8 protein-coding genes and 1 pseudogene are annotated in these 12520 nt (G+C 70.9%); 4 read left to right on the top strand and 5 right to left on the bottom strand.

Annotated elements, in window-relative coordinates; genetic code table 11:
- Positions 1-61 precede the first annotated feature (61 nt).
- A complete protein-coding gene (locus tag ACFQVC_RS23655) occupies positions 62-523 on the top strand; it encodes a pyridoxamine 5'-phosphate oxidase family protein (RefSeq protein ID WP_381833740.1) in 462 nt (153 codons plus the stop codon).
- Between the two features lie 50 nt (positions 524-573).
- Here the strand turns inward: ACFQVC_RS23655 and ACFQVC_RS23650 are convergent, their stop codons facing one another.
- The 3 genes and pseudogenes from ACFQVC_RS23650 to ACFQVC_RS23640 all read right to left on the bottom strand — a co-directional run bounded on the left by ACFQVC_RS23650 (position 574) and on the right by ACFQVC_RS23640 (position 3013).
- A complete protein-coding gene (locus ACFQVC_RS23650) occupies positions 574-897 on the bottom strand; it encodes a hypothetical protein (RefSeq protein ID WP_381833737.1) in 324 nt (107 codons plus the stop codon).
- Positions 898-1063: 166 nt separating this feature from the next.
- A pseudogene (locus ACFQVC_RS23645) lies at positions 1064-1470 on the bottom strand (RidA family protein).
- 157 nt (positions 1471-1627) lie between these two features.
- Positions 1628-3013, bottom strand: coding sequence for a sugar porter family MFS transporter (locus ACFQVC_RS23640; RefSeq protein ID WP_381833734.1), 1386 nt, complete (start codon positions 3011-3013; stop codon positions 1628-1630).
- Between the two features lie 806 nt (positions 3014-3819).
- Here ACFQVC_RS23640 and ACFQVC_RS23635 point away from each other — a divergent pair.
- Positions 3820-4827, top strand: coding sequence for a LacI family DNA-binding transcriptional regulator (locus tag ACFQVC_RS23635; RefSeq protein ID WP_381833731.1), 1008 nt, complete (start codon positions 3820-3822; stop codon positions 4825-4827).
- Positions 4828-5215: 388 nt separating this feature from the next.
- Positions 5216-6814, top strand: a complete 1599-nt coding sequence (locus ACFQVC_RS23630) for a glycoside hydrolase family 32 protein (protein ID WP_381833729.1) — start codon at positions 5216-5218, stop codon at positions 6812-6814.
- 59 nt (positions 6815-6873) lie between these two features.
- Here the strand turns inward: ACFQVC_RS23630 and ACFQVC_RS23625 are convergent, their stop codons facing one another.
- The gene (locus ACFQVC_RS23625; RefSeq protein ID WP_381833726.1) at positions 6874-8934 is read right to left on the bottom strand and encodes a hypothetical protein; all 2061 of its coding nucleotides are present in this window, start codon (positions 8932-8934) and stop codon (positions 6874-6876) included.
- A 169-nt stretch (positions 8935-9103) separates the two neighbouring features.
- Positions 9104-10960 carry an RICIN domain-containing protein gene (locus tag ACFQVC_RS23620; RefSeq protein WP_381833723.1) on the bottom strand — a complete coding sequence of 619 codons (1857 nt, stop codon included), beginning with the start codon at positions 10958-10960 and terminating at the stop codon, positions 9104-9106.
- A 275-nt stretch (positions 10961-11235) separates the two neighbouring features.
- Here ACFQVC_RS23620 and ACFQVC_RS23615 point away from each other — a divergent pair, with 275 nt between their 5' ends.
- A complete protein-coding gene (locus ACFQVC_RS23615; protein WP_381833720.1) occupies positions 11236-12498 on the top strand; it encodes an ROK family transcriptional regulator in 1263 nt (420 codons plus the stop codon).
- Positions 12499-12520: the final 22 nt, after the last annotated feature.

Genomic DNA, 12520 nt, shown 5'->3' with positions numbered 1-12520 from the left:
CGTGCGACGTAGGGCCGTGGGCCCATGTGCGGTGTGATCTTGCTGGCTAGGGTCGGTGCCCATGCAGAACACGAATACCGTCCGCAGACCGGCGGCGGAGCGCAGGCGCGAGACGCTGGACCGGCTCGCCGCGGAACGCGATGTCTGGGTGGCGACGGCGCACCCTCAGCATGGGCCCCACCAGGTTCCGTTGTGGTTCTCGTGGGATGGGCGAGCGGTGTGGATGTGTACCGGCGAAAACTCCGCGACTGTGCGCAATGTCCGCACCGAACCGCGGGTGCGCCTGTCCCTGCCGGACACCTTTGACGCCGTGCTGCTCCAGGGAGAGGCGGAGTGCTTCCCGGATCACGAGGTGCCGGGGGACGCGGCGGACGCGTTCGCCGCCAAGTTCGGATGGGACCCGCGCACGGAGGACCCTTCCTTCACGTATCTGCGCGTGGTGCCGCAGACGGTGCGTGCCTGGCGCGGCGAGCCGGAACTGCGCGGCAGGGTCATCATGCGCGAGGGGGCGTGGCTGGAGTAGCCGGGGTGCGGAGGGGACCGCGCCGCGGTCCCCTCCTGGCTGATCCGGCCTCAGCAGACCGCAGTTCGGTCGTAGCGCCCGCCGACGGTGTGGAAGAACTTGCCCCCGCCGTTCGGGATGGTCTGGCAGGAGGTGTCCCGCCAGGAGTCGACGATGATCCTGACGGTCATCGGCTTGCCGCAGTAGTTGTACACGTAGCCGTGCATGCCCCCGTCGGGGATGTTGCTGATACCGCTGCGGTCGATGCACGCGGGTGCCGTACCGCCCGCGGCGGGTGCGACCGGGGCGGCCTGTGCCGGAGCCGCGCCGGCCAGGACGCCCGCAAGGACGATGGCGGCCGAACCGATGACGGCCTGGTACTTCGGTGTACGCATAGTCGTTCCCCCGTTTCCTCCGTGCCTGGTGCACGGATCTGTGTGTCACCACCGAAGCTACGGACCGTCCGGATCTTCACGCGTCACACGCAGGGTTGAGATCGACGTAAACCACTGCGGTAGGCGTGGCGTTGTCAGTCCCCTTCAGCACCCCTTCAGCACCCCTTCAGTCGAGGACGGCGGTGGCTTCGATCTCGACCAGATGGGCGGGAACGTCGAGGGCCGCCACGCCGAGCAGTGTGGCCGGCGGGACCGGGGTGGCTCCCAGCTTCGTGGCCGCCCGGGAGATTCCCTCCAGGAGCGCGGGCATCTTGTCGGGGGTCCAGTCGACGACGTGGACGGTCAGTTTCGCCACGTCGTCGAAGGAACCGCCGGCCTCGGCCAGGGCCGTGTGGATATTGAGGCAGCACTGCTCGACCTGCGCGGCGAGGTCGCCCTCGCCGACCGTGACGCCTCGGCGTCCCAGGCGACCTGCCCGGCGATGAAGACCAGGCGTGTCCCGGATGCGATCGACATCTGCCGGTAGACATCGATCTCGGGCAGTCCGCCGGGGTTCACCAGGGTGATGGCCATATGGCCTGCCTCCTCCTCGCCATGAGACCTGTGGTGATGTGCGGTCCCTTGGTTTCGTGGTCACTTCTCGTTACCCGAGAACCGTAGGAGAGTGGCCGACGGCGTGGAAGAACGCACTTCTTGGTGACTGGGGCACCTTGAGGTGACCCGGCAGAAGTCAGCCCCGCAGCGAGGCGGAGATGTCCTCCAGGCTCCGCCCCTTGGTCTCCGGCAGCTTGCGGTGCAGATAGAGGACTCCGAGGACACCGAAGGCGCCGTAGATCCAGAACAGGCCTGTGGGGCTGAGGGCGTTGATGGTGGTCAGGACGGTGAGGGAGATGGCGAAGTCGAGGCCCCAGTGGGTGACGTTGCCGAAGGAGCTGGCCTTGCCGCGGACGGCGGTGGGGAAGATCTCGCTGTTGATGAGCCAGATGGCCAGGCCGAGGCTGGGGGCGAAGGCCGCGATGTAGAGGCAGAGGCCTGCCACCAGGAGGCCGCCGGAAGCGGGCCGCCCGCCGTCGCCCGCCAGGTAGAGGGCGCCGAGGAGGACCAGGGCGAGGACGACGACAGAGGTGCCGCCCAGGAGCAGGGGGCGCCGGCCCACCTTGTCGACGAGGAGCAGCGCGGCGAACGTGAGGACCATGTTGACCAGGCCGATTCCGAGTGACGACAGGATCGCGGCGGAACTGCCGAAGCCGGCCTGCTTGAGCATGGTGGGCGCGTAGTAGATCACGGCGTTGACACCGACGAGCTGGTTCGTGGCCGCCACGACGACGCCGAGGATGACGGCCGGACGCATCGCAGGGCGCAACAGGTCCCGGTAGCTGGTCCGGGTCTCGGCCGCGGCCAGGGCCTCGATCTCGGCTATCTCGGCGTCGGCGGCCTCGGGGCTGCGGGTGCGGAGCAGGGCGGCGCGGGCTTCCTCGCGGCGGCCGCGGCCGAGCAGCCAGCGCGGGCTCTCGGACAGCCGCCAGACGCCGAAGAGCATGGCCAGCGCGGGGAGCAGACCGAGCCCCAGCATCCAGCGCCACCCCTCCGAGTCGTCGAAGAGATAACCGATCAGATACGACACGAAAATGCCGACCGTGATCATGAGTTGGTTGAGGGAGACAAGCCGGCCGCGGGAGTGGGCCGGGGCTATTTCCGCGATGTAGGCGGGGACGGTGAGCGATGCCGTACCGATGGCGAGGCCGAGCAGAAGGCGGGCGCCGATCAGGACTTCGACTCCGGGCGCGACCGCGGAGCCGAGGGCGCCGATGGCGAAGACGGCGGCCCCGGCGAGGAGGGTGCGCCGACGGCCCGCGGCATCGGTGACGGCGCCCGCGCCGAGGACGCCGACGATGGCGCCCAGGAGCAGCGACGCGACGGTGATCTGCTGCATACCGTCCGAGAGACCGAACTCCGGGGCGATGAAGAGCAGTGCCGAGGAGATGATGCCGGTGTCGTAGCCGAAGAGGAAGCCACCGAGGGCGGCGACGGCTGAGGCGCCGAGCAGCGAGCGGCGGGCGGCCCGGCTGAGCGAGGGGGGAGCCGGCGGGACGGCGGTGGCGCTGGCATGGGACATGGTGGCGACTCCGGAGTCTGGAGGAGTGGTCTGAAGGAGAGGTCTGGGGCTGGAGAAGAGGGCTGGAGGGGCGGGGGAGGAGAGCCAGGACAGGCCCTCGCAGGGACGCGGGCATGCCGGGGTGAGGGCAGGCCGGAATGAGGGGCACGGACGTGCCCGGATCCGGGGGTACGAACGCGCCGGGACCCAGGGATACGGGCGTGCCGGGAGGCAGGGATACGGGCGTGCCGGGACCCAGGGGTACGGGCGTGCCGGGAGGCAGGGGTACGTACGCGCCGGGACCCAGGGGTACGGGCGTGCCGGGAGGCAGGGGTACGGGCGTGCCGGGAGGCAGGGGTACGGGCGTGCCGGGAGGCAGGGATACGGGCGTGCGGGCATGCCGAGCAGTCAGCGCGCGGGCAGGGGTGCGCCCGTCGCATGACCGCGAGTACGTGTGCCTGGCGCGATGCGAGGCGTCGCGGTCCTTCGCCCCGCCCTGAGTCGGCTCGGCGGGGCGACGGACCTGCTGCTGCGGCTGCGAGCGGTGGCTGCAGACGGCAGCGTGCGGGTTCCGGTCCGGTCACGGACGCCCTTTGCGGCACGCGTCGTTGAGTGCCCGGACGTCCGGTCGGGAAGCGACCGGCCCGGTGAAGCATGGTGGCCCGGCGATCCGCTGCGCGCAAGCGTTTGCGCAATCGTTTGTCTGAAGAGGCTCGCGTACGATCACGTTCGTACCGCACAGCGTCAGTCACCGCATGAGCCACACGCATGACGTCACCGCACGGCGTCACGGCATACAGTCACCGCACCACCTCAGGGAGCCGCCCATGGCGAAGATGGCCGACGTCGCCCGACGGGCCGGAGTTTCGGTCTCGACCGTCTCGCACGTCATCAACGCGACCAGGCACGTCAGCGAGGAGACCCGTGCGTCGGTGCTCGAGGCCGTACGCGCCACCGGGTACACGCACAACACCGTGGCCCGCTCCCTGAAGACCTCGAACACCCTGACCCTGGGCCTTGCCGTCTCCGCCGTCGGCAACTTCCACTTCGCCGAGCTCGTCTCCGCCGTCGACGCCACCACCCGGGCATCGGGCTACACCCTCCTGATGGCGGACACCCACGACGACCCCGCCGAGGAACTCCGCGTTGTGCGGATGCTCCACGAGCGCCGCGTGGACGGCCTGTTGCTCGCCACTTCCACCGGCCCGCGCGGCGCCGCCCTGCGCTACGTGAAGAACGCCGGCCTGCCCACCGTGCTCATCGACCGCTGCGCCTCGCCCGCCTTCGACCAGATCGCCACCGCCAACGTCGAGGCCACCGCCCGTCTCGTCGACCACCTCGCCGACCTCGGCCACCACCGCATCGGCATGGTCGCCGGGCGGCGCAGCCTGCGCACCAGCAGTGAGCGGCTGCGCGGCTGGCGGTGCGGCATGGAGCGCAAGGGGCTGGAGGCGAGCAGTGACCTCGTCGTGGCCGGTGACTCCCAGGCGTACCCCGCCGAACTGGCCACCCTGCGCCTGATGTCGGCGCCGGACGCGCCCACCGCCCTGGTCACCGGCAACAACCAGATGACCCTGGGCGTCCTGCGGGCCCTCACCCGACTCGGCCTGAAGGTTCCCTCGGACGTCGCTCTGTGCGCCTTCGACGACTTCGAGTGGGCGGATCTGCTGCAACCCGCACTCACCGCCATCGCCCAGCCGGTGGAGGCCACGGGGCGGCAGGCGGTGGAGCTGCTCATCGAGCGGATAGCCGATCCCGAGGGGAAGCGCAGGACCGTGCTCCTCGAACCGACCTTCGTGCACCGGGCGTCCTGCGGCTGCGTCCGCGCCAACTGACGCCGCCCATTGGTGACACAGCCCGCTGGTGACACAGCCCGCTGGTGACACAGCCCGCTGGTGACACAGCCGGTGGTGACACCGTCCACTGGTGACACCGTCCACTGGTGACGCCGCCCGCTGACGGCGTCGCCCACTGACCGCGTCGTCAACTGACGCACGTAGTCTGGACTTTCGTCCGTGCGGCCGCTTAAGGTCACGGCCGGACGTCTTCGGGAGGCGTCCGCGTATCCGTTGCGGTGGCACGGCCCGTCGGCAGGCGCCGTTGCCCAAGCCCTTCGGCTTCCATCCGCTGTCGCATGTCCGGTCGGTCGGGAACGGCCCGGTGCAGTGGGTTTCTCAGCTCCTCGGATCCTTGACGGGGAGCTCCGCACTGTGGAGGAATCCCATGCCGTTCCCGTCCCCTTCGCACGGCCACGACCCGAGCACTCCCGCGCACGGGCGGCCCCGGACCGGCCCCGGCCGCCGCGCTTTCCTCAGCGCCGCACTCGGCGTCTCGGCCGCCGCCCTCGTGCCGTGGGACGCCGCCTTCGGCAGCGCGTCGGCCGCCACCGCCCGCGTCCGCGCCGAGACCTACCGCCCGCGGCTGCACTTCTCACCGGCGCGGAACTGGATCAACGACCCCAACGGGCTCATCCATCACGCCGGTCTGTGGCATCTGTTCTTCCAGTACAACCCCGAGGGTGACGTCTGGGGGAACATGTCCTGGGGCCATGCCGTCAGCTCCGACCTGCTGCACTGGCAGGAGCGTCCGGTCGCCATCCCGCACGACGCGCAGGAGATGATCTTCTCGGGCTCTGTGGTGTACGACGAGCACAACACCAGCGGCCTCGGAACCGACGGCACGCCGCCCCTGGTCGCCGTCTACACCAGCACGCTGAAGGACGCCACGGGGCTCCAGCGGCAGTCCCTGGCCTACAGCACCGACGCGGGTGAGACATGGACCAAGTACGCGGGCAACCCGGTCCTCGACATCGGCTCCAAGGAATTCCGCGACCCGGGCGTCTTCTGGCACGAGGGCAGCGGCCGTTGGGTGATGGCCGTGGCTCTGCCCATCGAGCACAAGATCCGCTTCTACGCGTCCGCCGACCTCAAGTCCTGGGAGCAGCTGGGCGACTTCGGCCCCACCGGTGCCACCGGCGGCGTCTGGGAGTGCCCCAACCTGTTCCCGCTCGGCGACCGCTGGGTGCTGCTCGTCAGCATCAACCCCGGTGGCCCGGCCGGTGGTTCGGCCACCCAGTACTTCACCGGAACCTTCGACGGCCGTGTCTTCGCCGCGGACCCGGGACAGGGCGAGCGGTGGGTGGACCGGGGCGCGGACTGCTACGCGGGGATCACGTACAACGACGCCCCCGGCGGCCGCCGCGTCTTCGTTCCCTGGATGAACAACTGGCTCTACGCCGACCGCATCCCCACCTCTCCGTGGCGCGGCGCCATGGGCTTCCCCCGCGAGCTCTCCCTGCGCGACGGCAGCCTGGCCCAGGAGCCCGTCCCCGAGCTCACCTCGCTGCGCACGGACCCCCTGCTGTCCCTGGCCGACACCACCGTGGCCGAGGGCACCGAGGAACTCCTCGCCGACTCCGGCCAGTTCTACGAACTCGAAGCTGTCCTGGCGCCCGGCTCCGCGGCCACGGCGTCCTTCGGCATCGACGTGCGGGCGGGTGGCGGCCAGTACACCCGGATCGGCTACGACACGTCGGCGGGTGAGCTGTTCATCGACCGCACCGCCTCGGGCGCGGTCGACTTCGACGCGGACTTCCCGGGTGTGCACCGCGCTCCGGTGGCGCTGCCGGACGGCGGGCTCGACCTGCGCATCCTGGTCGACGCCTCCTCCGTCGAGGTGTACGCGGCCGGCGGATCCGTCTGCCTCACCGACCAGATCTTCCCCGACCCCGGCGCCCGCGCCCTGCGCGCCCACACAAGCGGCGGCCCGATGCGGATCACGAGCCTCACGGCCTACGGCCTGAAGCCGGTCTCCGTACGCTGACACAGAACCGGGCGGGCGGCGCCGGAGCGCCAACACGACTCCGCTCGCCCGGAGTTCGCTCAGCGCTGCACGCCGTCGGCCGTCCGGACGAGGAGCCAGCCGCGGTGCGGGAGGTCCTGGTCGAGGGTGAGAGTCGTGGGCGCCATCGAGGGTGGGGAAGGCGTGGGGGAATCGGCGGCGGCCGTCAGTGTGGCGAGGGAGGGGGCGGCGAGGGGAGCCAGGAGTGTCGCCCCGGCCGTGGCGGGGGCGGTGGGGAAGGAGATCCGGGGGCGGGCCGGGTCGGCGCTGCCGTTGGCGATGGCCAGGTGCCGGCCGTGTTCCGTTCGCGCCAGGCGGGGGATCAGATGCGGACCGCCGCTGACCAGGGGAAGGTCCGGTGCCTCGCCCTCCAGGTGGCGGACTGTCGCGTGCAGCAGCCGTTGGCCGTCGTCGTCGCAGGGCAGCAGCTCCGGTGCCGTGGCGGCGAGGACCGCGACACGGCCGCCGATGGCGTTGCTGAACACGCAGCGGCCCGCGCCCCATGTGCGTAGATCTGCGGTGAGGACGGTGCTCCACACCTCGGCGTCCGCGACGGGGCGAAGGCGGGCGAGTGCGGGCTGCAGATTGACGCTCAGGTGGATCTCGGAGCCGTCGTCGTGTCCGGCCACGGGCACCGCGGGCAGGAGGCGCTCGACGGAGTAGGGGCCGGGGGCCGACGGTTCGTCGCGTCCGGTGATCTCCGTGACGGTCACGCCGAGCAGCGCGCCGAAGCCGCGCTCGGTCAGCACGTGCGCGGCGACGCCGTCGATCAGGAGGCCGCCGGAGAGCAGCCGGCGCAGGTGTGCGTCGTCGAAGGACCGGGCCGCCTGGCCGAACAGCACGTTCACGGGGGCCTGTTCGGCCGTGACGGGAATGCCGTGGCGGAGGAGGAAGTCCGCGGCGGCTCCGGGATCCGGGGCGAGATCCGCGAGATCACCGGCGCGCGCCGTGCGCACATGGGCGGCCCCGTCCGGGGCCACGGGCAGCCCCACGCCCAGCGTGGGCCACTCGCTTCGATGGTGGTCGGCCACATGGTCGAGGGCGGGGCGCGAGCGCTTGAGCAGCTCCGCGACGCGCGGGTGGCGCTGGGCGTGGCCGGATGGGGAGGGCAGGAGATTGAGGAACAGCGCGTCGGCGCCCGAGAGTTGTGCGGTGACCATCTCCGACCAGGTCTGTGTATCGGACTTGGACCAGGTGGTGTGGGGCCAGTTCTCGATCTCCGGTTCGGTGCGTACGTGGGCCGGACGCAGCGCCCGTTGCATTTCGAGCAGCCATACGGACCGGCTCAGCGTCCGGCCCGGGGCGTCGCTGTAGGGGGCGAAGTGGGGCCGCTGGCTGACCTCGCCCCCGATCGTGAGCGCTTCGAACAGGGCAGGCCAGTCGCGGCCCTCGACCGAGTGGGCGCCGGGATCCGAGCTCATCAGGCCGAGCCGTGACCGTCCGTCCGAGTGCCGGGTGACGGCCTCGGCCACGAGCGCGGCGACCTCCAACTGTGCGGTGTGCCAGACGTGTTGGAGCAGGGCGCGCCACGGGTGCGGTGTTCCCGGCGCGGTCACGGCCGCCACGACCTGCTCGCGCGTCACCGCCTCGCCGACGAGTAGTGCGAGCCGGTCCAGCATGAGCGGTTCGAAACCGCCGCCCCAGGTGAGCGGGGCGTGATTGTGGTAGCGGAAGTCGTCCTCCAGCCACAGGACGCGAAAGCCGAGGCCCGCGAAACGGGCGTAGTGCGCGGTGATCCAGGATCGCCAGCGCGGGCATGCGAAGGATGCCTGGCCGGTCGCGGATCCGCCGTCGGGGCCGGACATGAGGGCGAAGCCATGGCGGTCGTGGCGGCCGCGGTCGGCGTGTCCGGTGGTCACCCAGGGATTGAGGCTCACTCCGAGGCCCGCGTCGCGCAGGACGTCCGCGGCGACGGCGGTGGCGTCGTACAGCAGATCCTGTTCGGCGTCGGTGGGGTGTCCGTTGTGGAACTCCTCGGCCGCGAGGAGGAGTACGACCTCTTCGACCCCCGACTCCAGGCAGAACTTGGCGAGTTCGGCTGCCTGGTGCGGAGCGGCGGAGGTCGGGTGGAGCTGAAATCTGAGGTGGTACCGGGCAGGCACGCGGGGGCTCCTTGCAGCACGGCCGACAGGCAGGCGGGGGCGGGGAGTTGGCGCGGGGGACGCCGGAGGCGGGGCGAGGGGGCCGGGCGGTGGCGGGGCGAGAGGGCCCGGCGGTGGCGGTGCTCTTCCCGGCCGGGAAGAGCACCGCCACCGGCTGTTCCGGCCGCGGTCAGGACTTGCCGGCCGGTCCCGTGGCGGTGAGCCTGAGGGTCTGCTCGGCCGCGGTGCGGTTGCCGCCCACCGGGTTGCCCGTGGTGTTGGTCCACGCGCGCGTGGGGGTGGTTTCGGCGCGGCGGTCCTGGTCGGCGGAGAGGCCGATGACGAGCCCGCTGTAGCGGTTCACCAGGCGGTACGTTCCCGTCGGCTTGTCGTCGGTCGTGGTGTTGGGGATGACGAACCACTGCTGTCCGACCGTGGGCCCGTCGGCGGGAGCGTCGGTCGCGGTGGGCTTGGCCGCCCAGGCGCGTCCCGCATCGGACTTCGCGTCGACGCCGAGGAGCTGCCCGGTGGAGCCGTTGGCGATACGGTACGAGCCGTCGCCGTTGGACGTGAACACCCACTTGCTCAGGCCGGAGTCGCCGGAGGCCTGTGACGTGGTCGCCGTGCCGCCGGAGGCCTGCGCGAGGTACCTGCCGTTGCCTGCGGCGATCGTGTAGGCCTTGCCCGGGTCGACGGGTGCGGCCGGGGCGTCGGTGTCGATGGTGGTCTCGTAGTACTCGCCGTCGGCGCCGTTCGAGCACTGGAACGAGCAGTAGCTGCGGAACTTCTTGCCGACGACGGTCGAGCCGGTCTTGTTCACCGAGTCGAGCATCCAGCGGTACCAGGAGCCCGTCTTGTAGGAGCCGGAGTCGCCGATCAGCTTCCACTTCTGTGTGGCGAGATCGTCGGTGGCGTAGAAACGCTGTGGCTCCTTGCTGTCCTGGACGATGGCCTCGGGCTGGCCGATGTACAGGCCCAGATGGGCGTTGTAGGCGATGTTCATCGTCAACAGGTCGGACTTGGCGGGCAGTTCACCCGCGTCCTGCTGTTCCTTGATGGTGCCGGGGTTGGCCGGGTCGTAGTCGTGCTCGACAGCGGTGTAGCCCGTGGTGTTGCCGTCACCGACCGGCTCCATGTTGCTCTCCAGGCCGCCGACTCCGGGCTGTGACCACTTGCCGTCGTACCACTTCTTCCAGGACCCGGGCGCCATCTTCGCCGACATGGGGGCGCGGGCGACATGCGCACGGCTGCCGTCGGTCCAGCCGCCCGGCTGCCCGCCCTTCGGGATCACGCGGGAGTTGTAGTAGACGTAGAAGTACCCGGACGCGGTGTCCACGAACAGCCGCGCGTCGCCGTTGCCGTAGTGGTACGTCTGGTGCGGGAAGGCCTCGTTGTCGCCGCGCTTGGTGCTGTAGGGCGAGGTCAGGACATGGTCCTTGATCGCCCACGTCTTGCCCTGGTCCTTGGAGACGGCGTAGTCGATCGCGTCGTAGTGCAGGCCGTCGCCGAAGGGACTCGGAGTGAACTCGTTGTGCACCAGGCCGTACCAGTCGCCGGTGTCGGGATCCACCCAAACGCCCATCAGGTCGCAGTAGTTCTTCTGCGCGTAGTGCGAGGTGTCGGGGGCGTAGGTGGACTCGCGGCCGGTGGGGCTGTTGTTGCACCGCCACGTGGTGTCGTTGTTGCGGTCGTTGGAGTTGGCCGGGTTGACCGCGTCGCTGAGCTTGGCGTCGCGGGTCGCCGAGTCGAAGTCCTTGCCGCTGTAGAACGTCCACTTGCGCGGGTCGTCCGCGCCGTACAGGGCGTGGGCGGACTGGTAGTGGAACGCGCCGTTCTTGTCGATGTAGGTGCCGGCCGGAGTGTCGTCGGGGTGGGTCCACGAGCCCTTGGCGCCGATGGAGACGGTGTACGCGGGGGCCTTGCCGGCGGCGGACTCGGACCGGCCGGTGGAATCGGCCGAGGCCGGGCCGCCGGCGAGGGTGCCGAACAGGACCGCGCCGATGGCGGCGAGGGTGCCGAACGCCTTCGTTCTGGGACGAGCTGACACAGATGCTCCTCTCATGCCTGGACCGCCCGTCGGGCAGGACGGTCCAAGGGAGCCTGGATTGAGGGAGGTTCGGGGGTTCACAGCGTCGCGCTAATTAGTTCAAATAGAATCCGAATTAATGGAAGGGCTGTCAAGACACCCGACGCAGCCGCACGAGCGAGATCCCGGCACCCCCTGCCGACGGCGCCGCGCGCTTGCGATCATGAGCGCGAGGCCGGCCCGGTCGCGAGCCCGGAAGCGGTGCCGGACCCACGAGAAACTGGGAGCATGACTCGGTGAAAGAGGAATCCACCCGCGCGCGGACCCCGTCGTACGCCGCACTCACCGGACCCTCGGGCCCGCGGGGCCGGGCCTCCATCCGGCGCACCAACCTCGGTGTCGTGCTGCGCATCCTGCGGGACGCGGGACCGCGCTCGCGCGCGCAGATCGCCGTCGACACGGGCCTGCCCAAACCGACCGTCACCACCCTCGTCGCCGAACTGGTTTCCCTCGGCCTCGTACGCGAAGGCCCGGCGCAGCGCGAAGGAAGCGTGGGCCGCCCCGGCACCCTGGTGCACATCGACGGCGGCCACATCTGCGGCATCGGCGTGGAGATCAGCACCAGTTACGTCCATGTCCTCGCGCTGACGCCGAGCGGCGACCAGGTCTTCGAACACCGTGCCGCCGTCGCGGTCGCCGACGTCGGCGCGGAGGCCGTACTGGATCTGACCGCGCGGGAGATCCGCGCCTGTCACGCGGCGCTCGCCCGCGACGGTATCCGCCCCATCGGCCTCACCCTGGCCGTGCCCGGTGTCATCGACGTCGCCACGGGCACCGTCACCTACGCGCCCGCCATCGGCTGGCACGACGTGGCGGTGGCCGAAGGCCTGCGGGCCCGGCTGCCCGAGCCGGTGCCACGGATCGCCGTGGACAACGACGCGAAACTCGCCGCGCTCGCCGAATACGCCCTGGTCCAGGGCACGGACATACGCGACATGGTGTGCATCACCGGGGAACGCGGCATCGGCGCCGGCATCATCAGTGACGGCCGCCTGCTGCGCGGAGCCACCGGATTCGCCGGCGAAGTCGGCCATATGCCCCTCGACCCGCGGCGCCGGCCCTGCGTCTGCGGCCGGTCGGGCTGCTGGGAGGTGATGGTCGGCCTGGACGCGATCCTGAGCCTGGCCGCCGACACCGGCGACCGGATCCACGACACGTCCGCCGAACTCGAAAGCCGCCTGGGCGAGTTGAGCCGCCGCGCCGAGGCCGGTGACGCGCGCACCCGCGAGGCCCTTGACCGGGTGGCCGAGGACCTCGGCCTCGGCCTGGCTCTCCTGGCCGACGTCCTCAATCCCCGGGTCGTGGTCCTGGGCGGCTACTTCACCCACATCGGAGACCTCATCGTGGAGCGCGTCCGCGAAGTGCTCCGCACCCGGGTGATGGCACCCGACGCCGGCGGATGCGAAGTGCGCCTGTCCACCCTGGGGTTCGCCGCGGCGGCCCGCGGCGGGACCTTCCTCGCGCTCGAAGCCGTCCACCAGGACCCCGGCGGGGTCTGAGCCGGGGCCGCCGCCTCGGTGC

The sequence above is a fragment of the Streptomyces monticola genome (assembly GCF_042665355.1).
In the GTDB taxonomy this organism is placed as follows: Bacteria; Actinomycetota; Actinomycetes; order Streptomycetales; family Streptomycetaceae; genus Streptomyces; species Streptomyces monticola.
Note: the sequence above shows the minus strand (reverse complement) of the source record. Positions and strands in the feature narration are given on the sequence as shown.